Origin of the sequence: Serratia surfactantfaciens (assembly GCF_001642805.2) — a bacterium.
Classification (GTDB): domain Bacteria; phylum Pseudomonadota; class Gammaproteobacteria; order Enterobacterales; family Enterobacteriaceae; genus Serratia; species Serratia surfactantfaciens.
Map to the genome: position 1 here is coordinate 2,363,980 of NZ_CP016948.1, position 23,410 is coordinate 2,387,389.

General features: G+C 58.9%; 17 protein-coding genes. 4 read left to right on the top strand and 13 right to left on the bottom strand.

Annotated features, from left to right (window positions below; all coding sequences use genetic code 11):
- Positions 1-70: 70 nt before the first annotated feature.
- From ATE40_RS11135 to ATE40_RS11165, 7 genes are all read right to left on the bottom strand, one after another.
- On the bottom strand, positions 71-742 hold the full coding sequence (locus tag ATE40_RS11135) for an ABC transporter ATP-binding protein (RefSeq protein ID WP_063918527.1): 672 nt from the start codon (positions 740-742) through the stop codon (positions 71-73).
- Positions 739-1,581 (bottom strand): ABC transporter ATP-binding protein, encoded by an 843-nt coding sequence (locus ATE40_RS11140; protein WP_063918528.1) that lies wholly within the window; start codon positions 1,579-1,581, stop codon positions 739-741. The genes ATE40_RS11135 and ATE40_RS11140 overlap by 4 nt, the downstream gene beginning before the upstream one ends.
- Positions 1,571-2,440 (bottom strand): ABC transporter permease, encoded by an 870-nt coding sequence (locus tag ATE40_RS11145; protein ID WP_063918529.1) that lies wholly within the window; start codon positions 2,438-2,440, stop codon positions 1,571-1,573. The genes ATE40_RS11140 and ATE40_RS11145 overlap by 11 nt, the downstream gene beginning before the upstream one ends.
- Positions 2,437-3,492, bottom strand: a complete 1,056-nt coding sequence (locus ATE40_RS11150; protein ID WP_063918530.1) for an ABC transporter permease — start codon at positions 3,490-3,492, stop codon at positions 2,437-2,439. Before ATE40_RS11150 ends, ATE40_RS11145 begins: the two co-directional genes overlap by 4 nt.
- Entirely contained in the window at positions 3,492-5,060 is a 1,569-nt protein-coding gene (locus tag ATE40_RS11155) for an ABC transporter substrate-binding protein (RefSeq protein ID WP_063918531.1), read from the bottom strand. Before ATE40_RS11155 ends, ATE40_RS11150 begins: the two co-directional genes overlap by 1 nt.
- Before the next feature lie 175 nt (positions 5,061-5,235).
- Positions 5,236-6,189, bottom strand: a complete 954-nt coding sequence (cbl, locus tag ATE40_RS11160; RefSeq protein ID WP_019452911.1) for an HTH-type transcriptional regulator Cbl — start codon at positions 6,187-6,189, stop codon at positions 5,236-5,238.
- A gap of 301 nt (positions 6,190-6,490) precedes the next feature.
- Entirely contained in the window at positions 6,491-7,186 is a 696-nt protein-coding gene (locus tag ATE40_RS11165; protein WP_025159829.1) for a gamma-glutamylcyclotransferase, read from the bottom strand.
- Between the two features lie 499 nt (positions 7,187-7,685).
- Between ATE40_RS11165 and ATE40_RS11175 the strand changes: the two genes are divergently transcribed.
- A complete protein-coding gene (locus ATE40_RS11175; protein ID WP_063918533.1) occupies positions 7,686-8,504 on the top strand; it encodes a siderophore-interacting protein in 819 nt (272 codons plus the stop codon).
- A gap of 294 nt (positions 8,505-8,798) precedes the next feature.
- Positions 8,799-9,902 carry a sodium-potassium/proton antiporter ChaA gene (gene chaA / locus ATE40_RS11180; protein WP_019452915.1) on the top strand — a complete coding sequence of 368 codons (1,104 nt, stop codon included), beginning with the start codon at positions 8,799-8,801 and terminating at the stop codon, positions 9,900-9,902.
- 36 nt (positions 9,903-9,938) lie between these two features.
- Here the strand turns inward: chaA and lpxO are convergent, their stop codons facing one another.
- The 5 genes from lpxO to efeU all read right to left on the bottom strand — a co-directional run bounded on the left by lpxO (position 9,939) and on the right by efeU (position 15,893).
- Positions 9,939-10,841 carry a lipid A hydroxylase LpxO gene (gene lpxO, locus ATE40_RS11185; protein ID WP_019452916.1) on the bottom strand — a complete coding sequence of 301 codons (903 nt, stop codon included), beginning with the start codon at positions 10,839-10,841 and terminating at the stop codon, positions 9,939-9,941.
- A gap of 234 nt (positions 10,842-11,075) precedes the next feature.
- Positions 11,076-11,864, bottom strand: coding sequence for a phosphate starvation-inducible protein PhoH (phoH, locus tag ATE40_RS11190; protein WP_015378226.1), 789 nt, complete (start codon positions 11,862-11,864; stop codon positions 11,076-11,078).
- A 716-nt stretch (positions 11,865-12,580) separates the two neighbouring features.
- Positions 12,581-13,879 (bottom strand): iron uptake transporter deferrochelatase/peroxidase subunit, encoded by a 1,299-nt coding sequence (gene efeB / locus ATE40_RS11195; protein WP_063918534.1) that lies wholly within the window; start codon positions 13,877-13,879, stop codon positions 12,581-12,583.
- A gap of 11 nt (positions 13,880-13,890) precedes the next feature.
- On the bottom strand, positions 13,891-15,027 hold the full coding sequence (gene efeO, locus ATE40_RS11200) for an iron uptake system protein EfeO (protein ID WP_019452918.1): 1,137 nt from the start codon (positions 15,025-15,027) through the stop codon (positions 13,891-13,893).
- Between the two features lie 20 nt (positions 15,028-15,047).
- Complete coding sequence (gene efeU, locus ATE40_RS11205) at positions 15,048-15,893, bottom strand: iron uptake transporter permease EfeU (RefSeq protein WP_025159831.1); 846 nt, start codon at positions 15,891-15,893, stop codon at positions 15,048-15,050.
- Between the two features lie 401 nt (positions 15,894-16,294).
- Between efeU and ATE40_RS11210 the strand changes: the two genes are divergently transcribed.
- Positions 16,295-17,257, top strand: a complete 963-nt coding sequence (locus ATE40_RS11210; RefSeq protein WP_019452920.1) for a glycosyltransferase family 2 protein — start codon at positions 16,295-16,297, stop codon at positions 17,255-17,257.
- A gap of 58 nt (positions 17,258-17,315) precedes the next feature.
- On the opposite strand, the gene putP is transcribed toward ATE40_RS11210, so the two are convergent.
- The gene (putP, locus tag ATE40_RS11215) at positions 17,316-18,800 is read right to left on the bottom strand and encodes a sodium/proline symporter PutP (protein WP_025159832.1); all 1,485 of its coding nucleotides are present in this window, start codon (positions 18,798-18,800) and stop codon (positions 17,316-17,318) included.
- 571 nt (positions 18,801-19,371) lie between these two features.
- Here putP and putA point away from each other — a divergent pair.
- Positions 19,372-23,343: a trifunctional transcriptional regulator/proline dehydrogenase/L-glutamate gamma-semialdehyde dehydrogenase gene (gene putA, locus ATE40_RS11220; protein ID WP_063918535.1), complete on the top strand. Its 3,972-nt coding sequence runs from the start codon at positions 19,372-19,374 to the stop codon at positions 23,341-23,343.
- Positions 23,344-23,410: the final 67 nt, after the last annotated feature.

The window sequence follows — 23,410 nt, forward strand, 5'->3', positions numbered from 1 at the left end:
AGAAGAACGACGATAAATTGCTTTATTTATTACCAAGATGGATATGCCCGCCGCGTTGGCGGGCACAGGTTTAAATGATGATGCGACCGTGCGCCATCGCTACCGCGCGATCGCACATGTGGTCGATGACGTCCGCATCGTGGCTGACCAGCACCATGGTCAGATCGCCCGCCTGCTTCAGCTCGTTGAGCAGATTGAGGATCTCCGCCTGTACCGACATATCCAGCGCCGAGGTCGGCTCATCCAGCAGCAGCAGCTTCGGCCGCAACAGCAGCGCGCGCACGATCGCCACGCGCTGGCGCTGGCCACCCGACAGCTGATGCGGATAGCGATCCAGCAGGCGCGGATCCAACCCGACCTGGCGAAATCCCGCGCTGATCTTGCGTTCGATATCGCTTTCCTGCAGCAGTTTTAGCGGCTCCGACAACGTGCGCAGCAGCCGGTGTTTGGGGTGCAGCGAAGCATAGGGATCCTGAAACACCATCTGCACTTCGCGCCGCAGTGGGCCGGTAAACGCCTGGCCCGGTTGCAGCCGCCGCCCCAACAGCTCAAAGCCGCCGCGCCAGCTGTCGTTCAGCCCGGCCAACACCCACAGCAACGAGGACTTGCCGCAGCCGGAAGGCCCCACCAGCCCGAAACACTCGCCCGGTTCGATGCGCAGGTTAACGTCATGCACCACGGTGCGCAGTTCGTATCCCTGACGATGGCTGACGCTCAGGTTATCCAGTGCAATCACGCTCATTTCAAGGTCTCCAATAGCGCCCGATCCAGCACCGGCAATGGTTTTCCGCGCGTCTCGCGGCTCGGCCGGCACGCCCACAGCGTACGGGTATAGGGGTGCGTGGCCTGCGCCAACTGCGTCGCCGGCAGCTGATCCAACAGCTCACCCTTGTACATCACCAATACCCGTTCGCAGTGGTGCGCCACCTGCTGCAAATCGTGGCTGATCAGGATCAGGCCCATATTGCGTTGCACGACCAGATTTTCTATCAGCTGCAGCACCTGATCGCGCATCTGGTGATCCAGCGCCGAAGTCGGTTCGTCGGCAATCAGCAGCTGCGGATCGTTGATCAGCGCAATGGCCAGCATCACCCGCTGCCCCATGCCGCCGGAGAGCTGATGCGGATAGCGCCGGCACAGCGCCGCCGGATCGGGCAACCCCACCGCCGCCAGCATCTCCAACACTTTTTCACGCCGCTCGGCGCGACTCAGCTTCGCATGCAGCACCAGCGGCTCCTCGACCTGACGCCCAATCGGCTGATTGGGGTTCAGCGCATGCTTGGGGTCTTGCATCACCATCGCCACCCGATCGCCGCGCAGCCGGCTCCACTGGCGTTCGCTCAGCCGCGTGAGGTCTTCGCCGCCCAGCGTCAGGCGCTGCGCCTGCAGCTGCAACGGCGGCGGCAACAGCCCCATCAGCGCACGCGCGGTCAACGATTTGCCCGAGCCGGACTCGCCGACCAGCGCCAGGCGCTCCCGCCCCATGCTGAACGAAATATTTTTCACCAGCGCCACCGGCTGCGGCCCCGGCACGCCGATCGCCAAACGCTCGACGGTCAATAAGGTGTTATCAGTGCCCATGACGAGGATCCATTTTGTCGCGCAGGCCATCGCCCAGCAGGTTAAAGGCCAGGCTGGCGAACAGGATCGCCCCGCCCGGTGCGGCGGCGACCCACCATTGGTCGAAAATCACTTTGCTGCCTTCGGCCACCATCGAGCCCCATTCGGCGGTCGGCGGCGCGACGCCCATGCCGAGGAACCCCAGACCGGCTGCGGACAGGATGATGCCGCCCAGGCTCAGCGCCGCGCGCACCACCGCGCTCGGCAGGCACAGCGGCAAAATGTGGCCAACCATCAGCCGCAGCCCGCGGATACCCTGCATGCGCGCCGCCGCCAGGTAATCGCTGCGCCTCAGCGCCAGGGTTTCGGCCCGCGCCTGGCGGGCAAAGGCCGGCCAACTGGTCAATGCCAGCGCCAGCGCGCCGTTCATCAGCCCCGGCCCCATCACCGCCACGAACGCCAGCGCAATCACCAGACTCGGCAACGACAGGAAAATGTCGGTCAGACGCATCAAAATACGCTCTACCCAGCCGCCGAGATAGCCGGCGCAGATACCGACCAGCAGACCGATAGGAATGGTCAGCACCAGAATCAGCGACACCAGAATCAGCGTCGGCCGCGCGCCGTAAATCACGCGGGAGAGCAAATCGCGGCCGAAGCCGTCGGTGCCCAGCCAATGCTCGGCGGAAGGTGGCAGCAAGCGCAGTTCGATATGCTGCAGATTAGGATCGAAAGGCGCCAGCCACGGGGCCAGCAGCGCGGTGACGATCAGGATCGCTACCAGCGCCGCGCCCAGCGTCAGCGTGGTCAACCGCTGACCGGTGCGGTAACCGACGGCCGGCTCGCTTTGCGGTTCGTGTTCAGAAAGATATTGGCTCATCGGGTTCGCGGATCCACTAAATAGGTCAAGGCGTCAGCCAGCGCATTCAACAGCACAAAACAGGTGCCGATCAGTAGCGTAGCGCCGAGGATCGCCGGCGTGTCGGCGGCAAACAGCGCCGAAGTCAGGTAACGCCCGACGCCGGGCCAGGCGAACACCGTTTCGGTCAATACCGCGCCCTCCAGCAGGCTGGCGTAGGAGAGAGACAGTACGGTGATCAGCGTGCCCAGCACGTTGGGAAACACGTGGCGCAGCAGAATGCGCAGACGCCCGGCTCCCTTGGAACGCGCCAGCGTCACGTATTCCTTGTTGCACTCTTCCAGCATCGCCGCACGCAGCAGCCGGGTGATGCCCGCCATCGACAGCAGCGCCAGCGCCACCACCGGCAGCCACAGGTGGCTGATGGCGTTATAGAACATCTCGCGATCGCCGGACAGCCAGCTGTCGATCAACACGAAACCGCTGCGCGGCTCCATGCTGTACAAGTAGATATCGTCCAGCCGCCCCGGCCCCGCCGACCAGTGCAGCGTGGCGTAGAACAGCAGCAGCCCGAGCAGGCTCAGCCAGAAAATCGGCACCGAATAGCCGATCAGCGACAGCAAACGCGCCGCGTTATCCAGCCAGCTGCCCGGTTTGAGCACCGCCAGAAACGCCAGCGTAATGCCGCCGAGGGCGCCGAGGATAATGGCGCAAGTGGCCAGCTCCACCGTCGCCGGGAAGGTACGCAGCAGATCGCTCAACACCGGCTGGGCGGTGATGCGCGAAATGCCCAGATCGCCGTGCGCCAGGTGCGTCAGATAACGCCAAAACTGCTCCGGCAGCGGCTGATCCAGCCCCAGCTCATGCCGCACCTGCGCATAGGTGGCTTCACTGGCGTGATCGCCCGCCACCTGCAGCGCCGGATCGATCGGCGCAAGGTGCGACAACATGAAGGTGAACAACAGCAGGCCGAGCAGCGTTAACGCCAGCGACAGCGCGCCGCCAAGCAGCCGCCCGCCCCAGCGCCAATACCGCCGGGCAGCTCCGGCGGAAGCGGAGAGTTCAGCGGCCATTACTTGCTGACCTTGCTGTAGAACACCATGTCAGGGTTGATGCCCTGTACATAGCCCTTGAGATTGTCGCGCACCGCGATCAGGCTGCGCGCCTGCAGGCCGATGACGAACGGCGAGCTTTGCTGCACCTGTTTTTGCAGTTGCTGGTAGTCGGCCACCCGTTTGGCAGTGTCGTTTTCCGCGGTGGCGGCCAACGTCAGCTTGCTCAGCGCCGGGATCTGCCAGTTAGCGCGCCAGGCCAGCGTCTTGCTGCCGTCTTCCGGATTGTAGGCGAAGGCTGCGGCATTGGTGTTAGGGTCGAAATAATCCGGCCCCCAGGAAGTCAGCGTCGCATCGTAGTTAAGCGCTTTCACCTTGGTGGAGACCTGCGAGCTGATACCCGGCACCAATTCGACCTTCACGCCGCCCTGGGCGAAACTGGCCTGCAGCGCCTGGGCGATATCCAGATACGGCGGCTGATTGTTGACGTCCAGACGGAAACTGACGTTGCTGAGCCCCGCTTTGGCCAGTATCTCTTTGGCTTTTTGCGGATTGAAGCTGTATGGCTGATCCTTGAGCGCCCCCAGATAACCCTCCGGCAGAAACGCCTGATGGCTCTGGAACTGCCCTTTCAGCAGATCGTCGGCGATGCCTTTATAATCGAACAGCCAACGCGCCGCCTCCCAGAACGCCGGATTGCCGAGCGCCGGCGACGCCTTGGCGTTGAACTGCAGGAAATACAGCGAAGCATAGGGAATAGCCAGCGGTTTGACGCCCGGCTTGCCCTTCAAGGCCGCCATTTGGTCGGCCCCCAGGTTGCGCGCGATATCGGCATCGCCCTGCTCGATCAGCAAGCGACGCGCGGCCGGATCGGGCACGTTTTTGATCAGGATGGTTTTCAGCGTCGGCGCGCCTTCCGGCGAGCCCGGGTTGGCGTCCAGCACTACCACTTCATGCGGCACATAGGTGCGGATTTTGTAAGGACCGCTGCCGGCGGAGTGGCTGTTCAGCCACTGGTGGCCCAGATCGTCGCCCTGCTGATGTGCCAGCGCCTCTTTGGCGTCGACGATCGACGATACCGGCGCCGACAGTAGGCTGAGCACAAAGGCCGGGCTGACGTTTTCACTCCAGCTGATTTTCACCTGGTGGTCATCCACTTTGATCAGATGTTGCTCGACGTTTTTCGCGTTCCAGCCCAGCTGCGTCAGGATAAACGACGGTTCCAGATTCAGCTTCACCACCCTTGAAAGCGAGAAGATCACATCCTCCGGCCGCAGCGGGTTGCCGCTGGCGAACCTGGCGTCCGGGCGCAGACGGAAGGTCAGGCTGCGGTTGTCGGCACCGGCCTGCCAGCTGCTGGCCAGGGTCGGCTTGAGATCGATGGGGTTGTGCGGATCGGACTGGATCAGACGTTGATACAGGCTGTTGAACGACTGCACCGTGGTCAACTCAAATCCCTGGGCCGGGTCAAAACTGACCACGTCATCGATAGATTGCGCGATCACCAGCGTGTTGGCCGGCGTCGCCGCCTGTACGTTTACGCTGGCCGCCACGGCCAAAAACAGCAAAGAAGGAACGAGCGCTTTCATCTGAAACTCTCCAAGCGGATGGAATTTATAATAATTTTGCGAGTGTATGCGAGCACGATCGGCAGCTGAAGGTACTTAAATCACTATAGATATTCTTTTTATGTATATAGCTGGGATTTTGATTATTAGGCGGGCTTTGGGGCAAATGCGGCAGGAATTGCCTGCCGCCTCTCGCTTAAATCTGATAGTCAATCACCGCATCCAACTGCGACGAGAAGACTTTGTCCTTGATTTCGGTTAGCGACAGCGTGGGGTTGCACAGTTGGATAAAGCGCCAGGCATAGTTGCGCTGCAGCTGGCTGCGCTTCAGGCCCAACCATACCGTATTAGGTTCAAACAAATGCTCGGCGTTGAGGCTGACCAATCCGCGATCGCGTTCTTTTTCATACGACATGTCAGCCAGCACGCCCACGCCTAACCCCAATTCAACGTAGGTTTTAATCACGTCGGAGTCCTGTGCGCTGAGCGCGATGTCCGGCGTCAGCCCCGCCGTTTTAAACGCCGCATCCAGCTTCGCGCGCCCGGTAATGCCCTGGCGGTAAGTAATCAGCGGCAAGGTGCTGAGCATCTCCAGCGTCACCTGCGGCTGTCGCGTCAACTCGTGCCCTTCCGGCACCAGAATGGTGTGATGCCAGCGATAGTAAGGAAACGCCGCCAACGATTCGTCACTCATCAATCGTTCGCTGGCGATGCCGATATCGGCTTCGCCGGCGGCCAACATCGAAGCGATCTCCTCCGGGCTGCCCTGGTTGAGCACCACCCGCACCCGTGGATAAAGCGCGCGAAACTCTTTGATCACCCCCGGCAGGCTGTAGCGCGCCTGAGTGTGCGTCGTCGCGATATGCAGCTGCCCCGAATCGTTGCTGCTGAAAACGTCCGCCAGGCGACGGATGTTATTGGCATCGTTGAGAATGCGCTCCGCCACCACCAGCAGCTCTTTGCCGGGTTCGGTCATGCCCAGCAAGCGCTTGCCGCGGCGAATGAATATTTCGATACCCAGTTCTTCTTCCAGCTCGCGAATATGGCGGCTGACGCCGGACTGCGAGGTAAATAAGGTATTGGCGACCTCAGTCAGGTTGTAGTTGCAGCGCGCCGATTCACGAATAATTTTTAATTGTTGAAAGTTCATCCCCGTCTCCCTGTTTCTTGCAGTAGCGTTTGCCATATTGATACGGAGTCCTGCGAGGCTGAACAAATAAGAAATAACCTTTAGTTATGCAATTTAATACTAAGTGAATTATTCATCGTTGCTCTCGGCTCAACAAGGCGCAACGAAATGCCAAATGACTTTAAAAATAAAGAGATAAACAACCATACAAAAAATAAGCATTAAATAATCATGCAGAAGAAAGTTATTAAATATAGGCATTAGATATATAAAAAGGGCTCAGCATGCTGAGCCCTTCAGTGTCTGCTGCCCTGCTAACGCCTCAGGCCGTGGCTTCAGCCCCGAAAGCGCCAGGGCGGTTCTGTTGCAACCACTGCTGTACATAGCGCACCAGATCGCCGATGCAATCATCCTGCATGCCGTGGTGTTTCAGCTCGTTATCCAGCGCAAACAAATATTGCGCGTTGGTGCCCAGCGGGCCGCTGGCGCTAGCGATCAATGGCGCGATCACCTGGTAGCTGGTGTCTTCTTCAAACAGCGGGTGCTGCGGGTTCATCACAAATACCAGCGCGGTCACGACCTCGCCGCCATCCAGCTGCAGCTCGCACCAGGTAGGCACGTAGCAATCGGTGATCATCTCGCGCTTCCACAGCAGTTCCAGCTCTTCGCGCAGCTTGTTTTCCGGCAGGCGGAATGCCAGGCCGGTGGTCTGGCCGCCCTCTTTCAGCGCCAGCATCCGCCCCGGCTGGTGCAGCGTGCCGCGCCCGGCGGTCAGGCGCATGCAGAACGCCCGATGCCAGCCCGGCAGCGTGGCGGGCCGCACTTCTTCCGATTCAAAAACCGGATTCCACATCAGCGAGCCGTAGCCGAATACCCATACCGGGCTGTGATCCGGCCGGCGCGATAACGTGCAATCCAACGAGGCTGCCCGCTGTTCAGGCGTCAGCAACATCGACTCCTCAATAGCGCCGAATGCGGTTTTACAATCCGCTTTTTGCAGAAAATCTCGCGTTAACACTGTTACAACCTCCCGGGAATACGATTGCTCGTCCTCCCTCGCCGCTGCTGAACCTTTGCAATTTTATTTTTGGTGCGGAATTTTATTAATTCAATAACCGCGCCTATTAATAATGACCTTATTCTTTTCCCGTCGCGCAATCAAGTTGCAAAGCGGTATTAAAGTGAAAAAGTATTTGTACTGAGCAGCAATAATATTAATTCCCGTGGTCGCATAGCGCATGTGCGATCCTCACCGCGGGGAAAACGTGACTTTTGCGCCCGCACGCGTTGTCGCCGGGCGCTGTTGAACGCTTCCTTATAATAGAGCGCCTGCGCATGTTTGGCTTCACCGCGTTCGGCAAGCCGTTCGCGGCGTGGCAGAACATCATGCCCTCGGTGCATGTTCCGAGAATCCTGACTAAACCGGGTTCGCGGCCGATGCGCCTCAATGAGCAAACAATTCTCATTATCAAACGGCATGATATACTCACCGCCAAACGAACTATAAGGAGATCCCCGTGACTACCGAAGCCCCTCGCTCACGCGCCCCCTACCTGATTGCCGTCAGCGCCGTACAGGACATTACCCCGCATCTGCGCCGCATCACCTTTACCGCGCCCGATCTGCGCTACTACCCGGCCAACGCCGCCGCAGCGCACATCAAGGTATTTTTACCGCTCGCCGGCCAAACCCAGCCGGATCTGCCGACGCTGACCGAAAACGGCCCTCGCTGGGCCGCGGACGCCGTGCGCCCGATCGTGCGCACCTATTCCATTCGCGCCGTGCGCCCGGAGCAGGCAGAAGTGGACATCGAGTTCGCCATCCATGACCACCAAGGCCCGGCGGTCGACTTTGCGCGCCAGGCGAAAGCCGGCGATAAAATCGGCATCAGCAACCCGGGTGGCCCGAAACCGATGCTGCCGCAGGCCGACTTCTACAGCCTGGCGGGCGACCCCTCCTCGCTGCCTGCGCTGGCCGCGCTGCTGGAAAACCTGCCGCCGCATAGCGCGGGGCGCGCTTTTGTCCGCATTGACAGCGCCGCCGACGTGATTGAGCTGAAGAAACCGGCGGACGTTGAAGTCAACTGGGTCGTTGGCGGCACGGAAAAAACCGACGAATTGATCGCACTGTTCCGCGAGCAGTCCTTGCCGCAAGGCGAGACGCATTTTTGGCTGGCCGGTGAAGATCGTTTGGTGGTAGGGCTGCGCCGTTACCTGCGCCGCGAACGCCAATGCGATCGTAATCGTCTTTATGCCGTACCTTACTGGCGTGAGGGACTAAATGAAGAGGGTTATCATAATAAACGGCATGAAATCATGGATAATATTGACGACTAACGGTCGCATTTTCCTTGATTAACCACGCACTAAATAAGTAAACACGACTTTTCTCAAATCTAACGTTAAAAAACAGCGTTATTGCGTAAAAGTAAGTAAATAAAACCGCACCCCGTGCGGTTTTTTTGCTACCCTGATCACATAAAGCAAGCAATTGCTTTCTCAGATAAAAACAACATCACACCGGCGCCGTGGGTGTATCCTAATATAAAATACCTACTGGAAACGCAGAGTTGCCGTGTTACGGCGACCGGCGCTGACGGGCTACGCTGTTTGAAAAGGAGTGCCACCCTCATGAAGTCGCAACACGATCCTGGCCGATCCACCAAATCTCGCCACACCGAATACTCGCTGATCTTCCCCATCGCCGCACTGGTGGTGTTGAATCTGTGGAGCAGCACCACTAACTTTCCGCTGATCGTCGGCATCAATATTCTCGCGCTGGTGGGGATCCTCAGCAGCGCCTTCAGCGTTGTGCGCCACGCCGACGTGCTCGCCCACCGTTTGGGCGAACCCTACGGTTCGCTGATCCTCAGCCTGTCGGTAGTGATCCTCGAGGTCAGCCTGATTTCGGCGCTGATGGCCACCGGCGACGCCGCGCCGGCGCTGATGCGCGACACGCTGTACTCCATCATCATGATCGTCTCCGCCGGCCTGGTCGGTTTCGCACTGTTGCTCGGCGGGCGCAAGTTCGCCACTCAGTACGTCAACCTGGGCGGCATCAAACAGTACCTGATGGCGATTTTCCCGCTGGCGGTGATCGTGCTGGTATTCCCGAGCGCGCTGCCGGGCGGCAACTTCAGCACCGGGCAAGCGCTGTTGGTGGCGCTGATCTCCGCCGCCATGTATGGCGTATTCCTGGTGATCCAGACCAAAACCCACCAGAGCCTGTTCGTGTATGAACATGAAGATGATGATGGCGACCCGCATCACGGCAAACCTTCTTCGCACAGCAGCGCCTGGCATGCCGCCTGGCTTATCGTGCACCTGATCGCGGTTATCGCCGTCACCAAATTCAACGCCAACCCGCTGGAAGGCCTGTTGACCAAGGTGAATGCGCCGGCGCAGTTCACCGGTTTCCTGGTGGCGCTGTTGATCCTGTCGCCTGAAGGGCTGGGTGCGCTGCGCGCCGTGCTGAACAACCAGGTGCAGCGCGCCATGAACCTGTTCTTCGGTTCGGTACTGGCGACCATCTCCCTGACGGTGCCGGCGGTGACCATCATCGCCACCCTGACCGGGCAGACGCTGATCTTCGGCCTGCAAACGCCGCATATCGTGGTGATGCTGACGGTGCTGCTGCTGTGCCAGCTGTCGTTCTCGACCGGCCGCACCAACGTGCTGAACGGCACCGCCCACCTGGCTCTGTTCGCCGCCTACATGATGACTATCTTCGCCTGATCAAAAAGGGGCGCACTCTGTGCGCCCCTGTCTGCGTTATACCGAGAAGAATATCGCCGCGGCGATCCCCCCGAACAAAATCCACTTGATGATGTAATAACCGGTGCGGTTCCAGGCCTTCAGGCGTTTCCCCACCCGGCGTATCGCATAGATGTATTTGAACATCTTGTTGACACCGCCGGTGCGATCGCCCTCTTCGTTCGGCGCAGTGGCGGCGCTCATCAGATTGCGCCCCAGCCAATGGTTCACCGCCTGCGTCCAGCGGTAGCGCATCGGCCGTTCGATGTCGCAGAACAAGATCAGGCGATTCTGCCCGCTCTGGTTTTCCGCGTAGTGCAGATAGGTTTCATCGAACATCACCCCTTCACCGTCGCGCCAGCTGTAGCGCTCGCCGTCCACTTCAATGAAGCAACGGTCATCGTTAGGGGTAATCAGCCCCAGGTGATAACGCAGCGAACCGGCGTAAGGATCGCGGTGACGCGGCAAACGGCTGCCGTCCGGCAGTTCGGCGAACATCGCCGCCTTGACCGAAGGCAGGCTGCGCAGCAGCTCAGTGGTCTGCGGGCACAGGGTCATGGCGGAAGGATGGCTGTCTTCATACCATTTCAGATAAAAGCGCTTCCAACCGGTCTTGAAGAACGAGTTGAAACCGGCGTCGTTGAATTGATCGGACGCTTTGATCTGCTGGATCTCCATCAGCTTCTGTCCTTCGTCGCGGATGGTTTCCCAATTCTCCCGCAGTACCGCCAGCTCAGGGAACTGCTCCGGCTTCAGGTACGGCGTAGTCGGCACGCGAGAAAACAGATACATGAAGACGTTCAGCGGTGCGGTAAAGGTGGAATGGTCAGACAGCTGCCGCCATACGTTGTAGCGCACTCGTCCGCGGTAATGCACATAGACGACGCATAAAATAAGCAAAATCAGAATGATATATTTCATGTTTGAATCGCAGCAAAGAACCCACACTCAATGCGCCGCGCGGCGCACACCCCAGATAGTGTCCTTTTGGCGGCACACGCAAACTGCGCGCCAATCTGGAACCCATTAATCATTAACGCTAACTCAACGAAAATCTATACAAATAACCACAATAATTTACACAAAGGTTAAACGAGAGCGGAAATTGCGGAGATAAAAAAGGCCGCCGAAGCGGCCTTTCCATTAGCGGATAGGTTAACTGTAAGCGTTGAGCGTGCGCTGGCACAAAGCGGAGCGCACGCAGTCCTGTTTCTCAAAGCGGATAACGCCGATCATCTCGTCCTCTTCGAAGCGCTCCAGCGCGTCGCTGAGGCCGGATTTTACGCCGCGTGGCAAGTCGCACTGGGTCACGTCGCCGTTAACGATAACCGTCACGTTTTCGCCCAGGCGGGTCAGGAACATTTTCATCTGGCTGGCGGTCACGTTCTGGGCTTCATCCAGGATAACGACCGCATTTTCGAAGGTGCGTCCGCGCATATAAGCGAACGGTGCAATCTCTACCTTGCCGATTTCCGGCCGCAGGCAGTACTGCATAAAGGAAGAGCCCAAACGGCGCACCAGAATGTCATACACCGGGCGGAAATAAGGGGCGAATTTCTCGGAGATATCCCCCGGCAGGAAACCGAGGTCTTCATCCGCCTGCAAAACAGGACGGGTAACGATAATCCGATCCACCTCTTTATGGATCAGCGCCTCCGCCGCCTTGGCGGCGCTGATAAATGTTTTGCCGCAGCCGGCTTCGCCGGTGGCGAAGATCAGCTGCTTATTTTCTATGGCTGATAAGTAATGACCCTGAGCTTCGGTTCTAGCCTCGATGGGTGAGCTATCGCGCTTGTCTCGCGCCATGCCGATAGACTCGACTCCCCCCATTTGCACCAGCGAGGTCACAGACTCTTCTTCCAGCTGGCGATGACTACGAGCGTCACGACGAATAACGCGTTTCGCTTCACGACGTGCTTTGATCACTGCTTTCTGTCTACCCATAGTGGCACCTTACAGTTTGTTTCACCTACCGCAACGGCCAGGCCGCGCGATTATGTTTCACACACGTATTAGGTTTTGGCCTCCTCCGAGCCAATAAGAGCCAAGGGACAAAGTGAATCGACGGCAATGCTTCGGCGCCGTATCTTCACGGGACAACGCGGACTGCATCAATAAACGTGGAGTAAAAAACGATGAGATTCGGTAGCGATAAGGGTGCGGAGTTGCCGGTAAAAGAGAGTCGGAGAGAGAACCCTCGTAACAACGAGAAATCAGGGGAGATGTGTTATTTTTTCTTTCCAGCCCAACCAAGGACTTTACCATTAGCGATCCCCGCAGTGATATTTACAGCTTCAAGCTGTGCACCGTGTGAAAACTACCGCCAGATGATTACAGTATAATGACATTCAATCCCACAGCGTTACTAAAATGTAAAAAAATTTAATATCTTTTGTTTTCAGTTAACGCAAAAACACTATATCACGCCTAAGACGTCATTCCATAGAAAATTATAATTAATAAATATCAATGAATTACAATTTAAAACCACGAATGACACTTTGGTTTCCCGATTAAATTTTGCGCAATCAAAAACAGCGCAACTGCGGTTTTTTTAATCTGCCGGCACAGCATTGAATTGCGTTTCATCGTTCATTGCCCCCACAACGGGAAAGACAAACGTAAAGCGAGGCGGAAGATCCCGCCCCGCCATTCCGTCTTCAGGCCTTGAGCAAGCCGCTGGCCAGATAGTCGCCGCCCTCTTTCACGCCCGGCAATACGAAGAAATACCCGCCGCCGATCGGCTTGATGTATTCCTCCAGCGCTTCGCCGTTCAGTCTTTTTTGCACCGTCAGAAACCCTTTTTCCAGATCGGCCTGATAGCAGACGAACAGCAGCCCCATTTCCAGCTGGCCGGCATTGGATACGCCAAGGGAATAGCTGTAGCCACGCCGCAACATCAGATTGCTTTGGCTTTCCGGCGTGCGCGGATTAGCCAATCGGATATGCGCATCCATCGGGATCACCTTGCCGTCGGGATCGCTCGCATAGTTCGGCTCATCATGTTCATGCTTCATGCCGAGCGGCGCGCCGCTGTGCTTTTCACGGCCGAAAATGGTTTCCTGCTCCTGCAACGGCGTGCGGTCCCAAAACTCAACGCGGAAACGAATAATGCGCGCGGCCTGATAGCTACCGCCCGCCGTCCACGCCGGCTCGCCGGCGTTGTCACCGACCCATACCACCTTATCCATCAGCGGCTTGTCGTCGGTTTTCGGGTTAGCGGTGCCGTCTTTGAAGCCCAACAGGTTAATCGGCGTCTCTTTGCCTTTGCTGCGCGCCGCATGCGCGGAGATAAACCCTTCCCGTTTCCAGCGCACGCTGAGCAGATCCGGCGAATGCTTGATGATGTCGCGCAGTGCGTGAATCACCGTTTCATTGGTGTTGGCGCAGATCTGCAGCAGCAGATCGCCATGGCACAGCCCGGCGTCCAACGCATCGTTGGGGAAGCGTGTCATCTTCTGCAACCGCAGCGGCTTGTGCGCCTGCAGGCCAAAGCGCTCGTCGAACAGCGAGGCGCCGACCGAGACGGTGACGGTCAGATTGTCCGGGTAAATCTCCGGCCCCATGATGCCGGAATCGAGCGGCGGTAGCTTGGCATCCACCTCCGGCGCCTTGCCGCCGTGGGTCAGGAAAGCGATGCGATCGGTCAGCAGCCTAAACAGACGCTCCAGATCCGCTTTGCTGGTCGCCAGCACGTCGAACGCCACCAGCATCATCGCCGCCTGTTGCGGGGTCAGCACCCCGGCCTGATGGCGGCCATAAAACGGCTGTTTCTGCCAGCGCTCATCCTGCGGCGCTGCCAACGGCTCCGCCGCTTTGTCCGCCGCCTGCACCAGGCGGCTGCCGCCCAGCGCCAGCGCGCTCAGCCCCAGTCCCTGCAGCAAACGGCGGCGTGAAGGGGATGCAGCCCCCTGAGAGTGCGGATGAGGCCCGTTATTCGGGCCTGCCTTGTTGCTCATAACCGTATGCCTCAGTCCAGACCCAATACGCCACGCAGTTGGGAAAGATCTTCCGCCAGGGTGGTGATCGGCCCTTTCAGCGCATTGCGATCGGCATCGGTCAGCTTCTCGTAGGACTCATACCCCTCTTTGGTTTGGTACTTCGCCAAAATGGTGTCGACGGTTTTGAAGTTGGCGTCGATCTTGTCCAGCAGCGGCTTGTTGGCTTTGATCAACAGCGGGCGCAGCAGGTTAACTATCTTCTGCGCGCCGTCGACGTTAGCCTGGAAATCCCACAAATCGGTGCGGCTGTAACGGTCTTCTTCACCGCTGATCTTGCTGGCCGCCACTTCTTCGATCAGCCCGGCCGCGCCGCCCACCACCTTGCTCGGCGGGAAGGTCAGTTCACTCACGCGTTTTTGCAGCTCAACGGTGTCGTGATACAGGCGATCGGCATATTTACCCATGTCTTTGGTGGAGTTATCAGCAAACAGCGCCTTCTCCAGACGGTGGAAGCCGGTGAAGTTAGGGTCCGCCGATTTCTTCTCGTAGTCGTCTTCACGGGCGTCGATACTGCCGTCCAGATCGGAGAACAGTTCGGCGATCGGTTCGATGCGCTCATAGTGTTGGCGGGTAGGCGCATACAGCTTGCGCGCTTGCTCCACATTGCCGGCCTTCACCGCATCGGTGAACAGCTTGGTCTGTTTCACCAGCCCATCGACCTCTTTGGTGACGTAGACCTTGTATTCGGCGATCGGGCCGACCAGGTCCAGCGCGCTCGGCTTGCCGTCGGTGGCGCCGCCGGCCGCTGCGGTGACGGTCAGTTTGCCTTTCGGATTGCTCAGCAGCCCGCAGGTCATGTCATATTCGCCCGCCTCGAGCGTGGCGGTCATTTTCTGGGTGAAGCCCGGCGCGATGTTCTCGCGCTCTTCCACCACCATCACCCCTTTCAGGATTTCCCATTCGACGTTTTTCTGGCTGGTGTTGTGCACCACAAACTGCGTCTTGCCGGCCGGCACGGTCAGCTGCATCGGCTCACACTGTTTGTCGTTGACCGTGACCTTGACCTGCGGCACATCCGCCGCCAATGCGTCGATGCTCAGCGCAAACGCCGGGATAGCCAGTAATGCTGCGTGCAACGCCTTGCGGCGAAATAACGGAGTAGACATACGAGATTCCCTATTAAATATTAATGATTGATTTTACGTTGCGCCGGGGCCGCTGCCGGCTCCGCGCGCTGCGGCAGGAAGAAGAAAATCAGCGCCGGGATCAGATACAGGAAGTAGACCGCCACTTCGCTGACCGTCGGCGCTTCCTGATAACCGAGAATGCCTTCCAGCAGGGTGCCGAACAGCGAATGGGTCGACAGGGTGCTGCTGAAGTCGAAGGCGATATCCTGGAAGTGGTTCCACAGGCCGGCTTCGTGGAATGCGCGGATCGCCCCGGCGGCCAGGCCGGCGGCGACGAACAGAATGAACAGGCTGGTCCATTTGAAGAATTTGGCCAGGTGCAGCTTCACCCCGCCCCAGTAAATCATCATGCCCAGCACGATGGCGGCCACCAGGCCGAGCACCGCGCCGATCGGCGCTGCGGCGCCCACGTCTTGCTGAAACGCCGCCAGCAGGAAGAACACCGACTCCAGCCCTTCGCGCGCGACGGCGAAGAACACCATCGCCACCAGCGCCCAACCCTGCCCTTTGCCGGCGTTGAGCGCCTGATCGATCGCCCCTTCCAGATGCACCTTGACCGACTTGGAGACTTTACGCATCCAGAACACCATGTAGGTGAGGATCACCACCGCCACCACCGCAACGATACCTTCGAACAGCTCCTGCTGTTTCTGCGGGAACTCGCCGGTGGTCTCATTGATGAAGATGCCGAGCGCCAGACACAGCGCGGCTGCGACTATCACGCCGATCCACACCGCGCCGAGCCATTGGCTGCGCTGCGTGCGCTTCAGGTAGCTGGCGATCAGGCTGACGATCAACGCCGCCTCCAGCCCCTCGCGGAACATGATAAGAAAGGGAACAAACATAAATAATCACCCCTGAAAAGAGCGCGGCGGCAGAAACGGTGGCTGCGAAACAAGCCGCGCGGCTATGTAAAGAAACGTAAAACTCAACGAGAGTGATTATCATTCGGCCAAGGATAAATACAAGAGGCGCGAGGGTGATTTTTTCTAATCAAATGTCGCCAGGTGTTACCGCTGGGTGGTGCGGAGCGCTCATGAAGTGCCATGATATACTGCAAAGAGCAGAAGTATGCCGTTCTGACGCCATAAACAGCGAGGAGATATCGACGCCGTTTGCTTTACGGACAGACCAGAAACGGTAGGATGGCAGCATCCATCACGATCCGTAGAAGTATGATTTAATCCTGCCGTCAGAGCCTGATTAACCGGTAAGGCGAGCCCGTAGCAAGTTAAATGGAGTAAAAATGAAGATATCCGCCATCGTTCCGGCATTTAACACGGAAAACTACATTAGTGAGTGCGTTGAATCTTTATTAAAGAACGATCAGGATAATATTGAAATCATTCTGGTCAACGATGGTTCAACCGACAAAACGGGCACGATCCTGAGTAGCTTCGTTGCACCTTGCATTAAAGTGATCCATACCGAAAACAAAGGGCAATCGTCTGCCAGAAACACGGGGCTCGCCGCCTCATCAGGCGACTATGTGATCTTTGTGGATAGCGATGACAAACTCGCGGAAAATGCACTGGATCGATTAGCTGGCATGCTAAAAGAAACCCAGGCGGACGTGGTCTTTTTTGAGTCTTCCGTGTTCTTCGACGATGAAAGTCTGGCTGAGCGATTCAACCCTAAGTATGAAAGAAATGGTTCATTAAGTAACATCACTTGCCCAGGAACGGATTTTTTTCAGAAAGCAATCAATGTCGGTAACTATATCGTCAGCCCTTGCTTGTATATATCCAGTAGAAAAGCTTTAAAAAACATCCAGTTCAAAAACGGCATCGTACACGAAGACAACATATTCACTACGCGTCTTCTGCTTGAGAATGATATTACCGTTCATTGTGTCAATGAAAAATTTTATTTACGTCGAGTGCGTCATGGTTCCGTGATGACGCAAAAGAAAGGCGATGAACATGTAAACGGCTACTATAGCTGTATTACCGAGCTGATTAATTATCCCCCAACCAATGCCGGCCGGGTACAGGCCGAGTACAATAAGTTTATTTGCCATATGGTCGATTGCTTCAAGTACACCAATGGCGACATCATTGCCGATTTGAAAGGTGAACTTGCCAAGAAAAACGACATAGTTTCAGGCAAGTTAGCGGGGTTGGAGCGAGAAATCACTGAGCTGCGCAACTCCACATCGTGGAAAATAACCTCGCCATTAAGACGCATGGTGACTTTATTGAAAAGATAACCCTATAACTTTATCAAAAGAAGGGGCGCCATTGGCGCCCTTCGTTATTTGACGGCAGTTATACCGTTTTGTACTCGGCTTCCGCCTGATCGAAACGCTCGGTCATGGTGGCGGAAGGCTGGCGGCCCATCAGGCTCACCACCACAATGGCCAGACAGCCCAGAATGAAGCCTGGGATGATTTCATACAGGCCCAGCCATTCGTACTGTTTCCAGACGATCACCGTCACCGCGCCGACCAGCATGCCGGCCAGCGCGCCGTTGCGGGTCATGCGTGACCACATTACCGAGATCAGCACAACCGGGCCGAAGGCGGCGCCGAAACCGGCCCAGGCGTAGCTCACCAGGCCCAGCACGCGGTTTTCCGGGTTGGCCGCCAGCGCGATGGCGACCAGCGCCACCACCAGCACCATCACGCGGCCGACCCACACCAGCTCACGCTGGCTGGCGCCTTTGCGCAGAAACGCCTTGTACAGGTCTTCGGTGATCGCGCTGGAGCACACCAGCAGCTGGCAGCTCAGGGTGCTCATGACCGCCGCCAGAATCGCCGAAAGCAGCACGCCCGCCACCCATGGGTTGAACAGCAGCATCGCCAGCTCGATGAACACACGCTCGCCGTTCTGCGACACGTTTCCGGCCTGATCAGGGTTGTTGGCGAAGTAAGCGATGCCGAAGAAACCGACGGCGATGGTGCCGGCCAGGCACAGGATCATCCAGGTCATGCTGATGCGACGCGCGCTGCGGATGGTGCGGTGAGAATCCGCCGCCATGAAACGCGCCAAGATGTGCGGCTGGCCGAAGTAGCCCAGGCCCCAACCCAGCAGCGACAAGATGGCGACGAAGTTCAGGCCTTTCAGCATGTCGAGGTTGGCCGGGTTCTGCGCCTGGATCACCAGCATCGAGGTATCGATGCCGCCGACGGCGAAGATCACGATCACCGGCGTCAGGATCAGCGCGAAAATCATCAGGCTGGCCTGCACGGTGTCGGTCCAGCTCACCGCCAGGAAACCGCCGATAAAGGTATACAGGATGGTCGCTGCGGCGCCGGCCCACAGGGCGGTTTCGTAGCTCATGCCGAAGGTGCTTTCGAACAGACGTGCGCCGGCCACGATGCCGGAGGCGCAGTAAATGGTGAAGAACACCAGGATGACGATGGCCGAGATCACCCGCAGCAGCTTGCTGTTGTCTTCAAAACGGCTGGTGAAATAGTCCGGCAGCGTCAGGGCGTTGTTGTTGGCTTCGGTATGCACGCGCAGCCTGCCTGCCACCAGCTTCCAGTTCAGGTAAGCGCCGATGGTCAGACCGATGGCGATCCAGCTTTCGGAGATGCCGGAGAGGAAGATGGCGCCCGGCAGGCCCATCAGCAGCCAGCCGCTCATGTCGGAAGCCCCGGCGGACAGCGCGGTCACCACGCTGCCCAAACTGCGACCGCCGAGAATATAATCATCAAAGTTGTTGGTTGCCCGGTAGGCAAGCAGGCCGATCAGCACCATCCCGAAAATGTACACCAGGAAGGTCACCAGCATAGGTGTGCTCATTGTCATTTAATTCTCCACTTTCATTATTATTCGCGTTTCGCTCCGGCCAAGCCGGCGCTGGTAAACCCACGCGCAATGCATTTCACTGGCCGCCGCGCCGGAACGTGGCGCAGCCTGCGAGCAAGTGCAGGTAAAATAGTTTCTGCCCGTAATTGTTGACCGTCGGTTATCCTAGATGAGCCTTTCATCAACCAACAAGATATTTAACAACAAAGTTACACAAAGTTTACCCTGCGTCACATTTACCGGGCCTGCAGGTTGCACTCACGACAAACAAAATGAGTTGCACCTGGTGATTACCCTTATATACCGCAAGGTAAAGCGCCTGCGGCATAATAAACCCCGCCGCATTCGCTCAATAACGCAACATTCATGCCAACTGTCCATGTTAAAAAATCGATGAAACTCACACTTCACTCATCAGCCTGATTTAACAAGGTTGCACAAAGTTGCAACATGCAGGATATTGTCTGCATTCTTAACACCACACATCTCACGAACCTATCCCAACAGGCTTTCCGGCCTGCTGTTTGTCTAGCCTGATGGGATAGGTTCTAAACACAGGAGTTGGACAGGCATGGGCACTACCACAATGGGCGTGAAACTCGACGAGGCAACACGCGACCGGATCAAGAGCGCCGCGCAGCGCATCGATCGCACGCCGCACTGGCTCATCAAGCAGGCCATCTTTAATTACCTCGAGCGTCTCGAGAGCGGTAGCGATATTCCTGAAATTCCAGCGCTGGCCGCAGCGGGCCAGCCTGAAGCGGACGACATTATGCCGCAAGCGCAGGAAGAGTCACACCAACCATTCCTCGATTTCGCCGAACAAATTCTGCCGCAGTCAGTCACCCGCGCCGCCATCACCGCCGCGTATCGCCGCCCAGAGACCGAAGCGGTGCCGATGTTGCTCGAACAGGCGCGATTACCCGCCGATCTTGCACAGGCCACTCACAAAATGGCCTACGGCATCGCCGAGAAGCTGCGTAACCAAAAAAGTGCAAATGGCCGCGCCGGCATGGTGCAAGGCCTGCTGCAAGAGTTCTCCCTCTCCTCGCAGGAAGGTGTGGCGCTGATGTGCCTGGCGGAAGCGCTGCTGCGCATTCCGGACAAACCGACCCGCGACGCCCTGATCCGCGACAAGATCAGCAACGGCAACTGGCACTCGCACCTGGGGCGCAGCCCGTCGCTGTTCGTCAACGCCGCCACCTGGGGCCTGCTGTTCACCGGCAAGCTGGTGTCGACCCATAACGAAGCCAACCTGTCCCGCTCGCTGAACCGCATCATCAGCAAGAGCGGCGAACCGCTGATCCGCAAAGGCGTGGACATGGCGATGCGCCTGATGGGCGAGCAGTTCGTGACCGGCGAAACCATCGCCGAAGCGCTGGCCAACGCGCGCAAGCTGGAAGAAAAAGGCTTCCGCTACTCTTATGACATGCTGGGCGAAGCCGCCCTGACCGAGGCCGACGCTCAGGCCTACCTAGTTTCCTACCAGCAGGCGATCCACGCCATCGGCAAAGCCTCCAACGGCCGCGGCATCTATGAAGGCCCCGGCATCTCCATCAAACTGTCCGCTCTGCACCCGCGCTACAGCCGCGCGCAGTACGAACGCGTCATGGAAGAACTCTACCCGCGCCTGCTGTCGCTGACCCTGCAGGCGCGCCAGTACGATATCGGCATCAACATCGACGCCGAAGAGGCCGACCGTCTGGAGATCTCGCTCGATCTGCTGGAGAAGCTGTGCTTCGAGCCGCAGCTGGCCGGTTGGAACGGCATCGGCTTCGTGATTCAGGCCTACCAGAAACGCTGCCCGTTCGCCATCGACGCGGTGATCGACATGGCGCAACGCAGCCGTCGTCGCCTGATGATCCGTCTGGTGAAGGGCGCCTACTGGGACAGCGAAATCAAACGCGCCCAGATGGACGGCCTGGAAGGCTACCCGGTTTACACCCGTAAGGTGTACACCGACGTTTCCTACCTGGCCTGCGCCCGCAAGCTGCTGTCGGTGCCGAACCTGATCTATCCGCAGTTCGCCACCCACAACGCCCATACCCTGAGCGCCATCTATCACCTGGCCGGCAACAACTACTACCCTGGCCAGTATGAGTTCCAGTGCCTGCACGGCATGGGTGAACCGCTGTACGAACAGGTGGTGGGTAAAGTGGCCGACGGCAAACTGAACCGCCCGTGCCGCATCTATGCGCCGGTCGGCACCCATGAAACGCTGCTGGCCTACCTGGTGCGTCGCCTGTTGGAAAACGGCGCCAACACCTCGTTCGTCAACCGCATCGCCGACGCCACCCTGCCGCTCGACGAGCTGGTGGCCGATCCGGTCAGCGCCGTGGAAGCCATGGCGGCCAGCGAAGGCCAGATGGGCCTGCCGCATCCGCGCATACCGCTGCCGCGCGAGCTGTATGGCGAGAAACGCACCAACTCCAGCGGTCTGGATCTGTCCAACGAACAGCGTCTGGCCTCGCTGTCCAGCGCCCTGCTCACCAGCGCCAGCCATCCGTGGCGCGCGGAACCTATTATCGACGCCGAGTTGGATCAGGGCGTGGAACAGCCGGTGATCAACCCGGCCGAGCCGGGCGATGTGGTCGGCTACGTGCGTGAAGCCACCGAAGGCGAAGTCAGCCGCGCGCTCGACGCCGCCGCGGCCGCCGGCCCAATCTGGTTCGCGACACCGCCAACGGAGCGCGCCGCGATCCTCGAACGCGCCGCCGAACTGATGGAAAGCCAGCTGCAAAGCCTGCTGGGCATTCTGGTGCGCGAAGCGGGTAAAACCTTCAACAACGCCATCGCCGAAGTGCGTGAAGCGGTCGACTTCCTGCACTACTACGCCGGCCAGGTGCGCGACGATTTCGCCAACGACAGCCACCGCCCGCTGGGCCCGGTAGTCTGCATCAGCCCGTGGAACTTCCCGCTGGCGATCTTCACCGGCCAGATCGCCGCCGCGCTGGCAGCAGGCAACAGCGTGTTGGCCAAACCGGCCGAGCAAACGCCGCTGGTGGCCGCTCAGGCGGTGCGCATCCTGCTGGAAGCCGGTATTCCGCAAGGCGTGCTGCAGCTGCTGCCAGGCCAGGGTGAAACCGTCGGCTCGACGCTGGTCAACGACGCCCGCGTACGCGGCGTGATGTTCACCGGCTCCACCGACGTCGCCGGCATTCTGCAGCGCAGCATCGCCGGTCGTCTGGATCCGCAGGGCCGTCCAACGCCGCTGATCGCCGAAACCGGCGGCCTGAACGCCATGATCGTAGACTCTTCCGCCCTGACTGAACAGGTCGTCACCGACGTGGTGGCCTCCGCCTTCGACAGCGCCGGCCAACGCTGCTCCGCGCTGCGTATCCTGTGCATTCAGGAAGACGTGGCCGAACACACGCTGCAGATGCTGCGCGGCGCGATGGCCGAATGCCGCATGGGCAACCCGGAGCGCCTGTCCACCGACGTGGGCCCGGTGATCGACGCCGAAGCCAAAACCGGCATCGAGCGCCACATCCAGGCGATGCGCGCCAAAGGCCGCAAGGTGTACCAGGCCGCCAAAGGTAGCACGCAGGATGAAAAAGAGTGGGCGCGCGGCACCTTCATCAAGCCGACGTTGATCGAGCTCGACAGCTTCGACGAGCTGCAGAAAGAGATCTTCGGCCCGGTGCTGCACGTCGTACGCTTCCAGCGCAGCAACCTGGACGCGCTGGTCGATCAGATCAACGCCGCCGGTTACGGCCTGACGCTGGGCATTCACACCCGTATCGATGAAACCATCGCCCGGGTGACCGAGCGCGCCAAGGTCGGCAACCTGTACGTTAACCGCAACATGGTGGGCGCAGTGGTCGGCGTGCAGCCGTTCGGCGGCGAAGGCCTGTCGGGCACCGGCCCGAAAGCCGGCGGCCCGCTGTACCTGTACCGTCTCTTGGCCAACCGGCCGGACGACGCGCTGCAGCGCACGCTGCAGCGCCAGGACGAGGAGCGCCCAATGGAAGCCACCGCACGGCCGCAGCTGCTGGGCGCGCTGCAATCGCTGGAGAAATGGGCGGTCACCAGCCAACACGGCGAACTGGCGGCATTGGCGCAGCGCTATGCGGAACTGGGCCAGGGCGGCACCGTCCGTCCGCTGCCAGGGCCGACCGGCGAGCGCAATACCTATGCCCTGTTGCCGCGTGAACGCGTGCTGTGCCTGGCGGATAACGAAGCCGATGCGCTGATCCAGCTGGCCGCCGTGCTGGCGGTCGGCAGCTGCGCGCTGTGGCCGGAAGCGGAACTGCAGCGCAATCTGTTCCGCCGCTTGCCGAACGATGTGCAGGCGCGTGTCGCCTTCAGCAAAGACTGGCAGCAGGATAAGGTTGAGTTCGACGCCGCCATCTACCACGGCGATGCCGACCAACTGCGCACCCTGTGCGAGCAGATCGCCCAGCGCGGCGGCGCCATCGTTTCGGTGCAGGGCTTCGCCCACGGGGAAACCAACATTCTGTTGGAGCGCCTGCTGATCGAACGTTCGCTGAGCGTCAACACCGCCGCCGCCGGCGGCAACGCCAGCCTGATGACCATCGGTTAACGCATCGTCAAGGCGGCGACACGTCGCCGCCTGATTTGCTTACCGCTACGCAAACCCTGCACTCGTG

Bases quoted from the DNA above. Each gene is read 5' to 3' on its own strand.
- cbl (WP_019452911.1), bottom strand. From the start codon at position 6,189: ATGAACTTTCAACAATTAAAAATTATTCGTGAATCGGCGCGCTGCAAC.
- ATE40_RS11155 (WP_063918531.1), bottom strand. From the start codon at position 5,060: ATGAAAGCGCTCGTTCCTTCTTTGCTGTTTTTGGCCGTGGCGGCCAGC.
- ATE40_RS11140 (WP_063918528.1), bottom strand. From the start codon at position 1,581: ATGGGCACTGATAACACCTTATTGACCGTCGAGCGTTTGGCGATCGGC.
- efeB (WP_063918534.1), bottom strand. From the start codon at position 13,879: ATGAGCAACAAGGCAGGCCCGAATAACGGGCCTCATCCGCACTCTCAG.
- lpxO (WP_019452916.1), bottom strand. From the start codon at position 10,841: ATGAAATATATCATTCTGATTTTGCTTATTTTATGCGTCGTCTATGTG.
- putP (WP_025159832.1), bottom strand. From the start codon at position 18,800: ATGACAATGAGCACACCTATGCTGGTGACCTTCCTGGTGTACATTTTC.
- ATE40_RS11210 (WP_019452920.1), top strand. From the start codon at position 16,295: ATGAAGATATCCGCCATCGTTCCGGCATTTAACACGGAAAACTACATT.
- efeU (WP_025159831.1), bottom strand. From the start codon at position 15,893: ATGTTTGTTCCCTTTCTTATCATGTTCCGCGAGGGGCTGGAGGCGGCG.
- efeO (WP_019452918.1), bottom strand. From the start codon at position 15,027: ATGTCTACTCCGTTATTTCGCCGCAAGGCGTTGCACGCAGCATTACTG.
- chaA (WP_019452915.1), top strand. From the start codon at position 8,799: ATGAAGTCGCAACACGATCCTGGCCGATCCACCAAATCTCGCCACACC.
- ATE40_RS11135 (WP_063918527.1), bottom strand. From the start codon at position 742: ATGAGCGTGATTGCACTGGATAACCTGAGCGTCAGCCATCGTCAGGGA.
- phoH (WP_015378226.1), bottom strand. From the start codon at position 11,864: ATGGGTAGACAGAAAGCAGTGATCAAAGCACGTCGTGAAGCGAAACGC.
- ATE40_RS11150 (WP_063918530.1), bottom strand. From the start codon at position 3,492: ATGGCCGCTGAACTCTCCGCTTCCGCCGGAGCTGCCCGGCGGTATTGG.
- ATE40_RS11145 (WP_063918529.1), bottom strand. From the start codon at position 2,440: ATGAGCCAATATCTTTCTGAACACGAACCGCAAAGCGAGCCGGCCGTC.
- putA (WP_063918535.1), top strand. From the start codon at position 19,372: ATGGGCACTACCACAATGGGCGTGAAACTCGACGAGGCAACACGCGAC.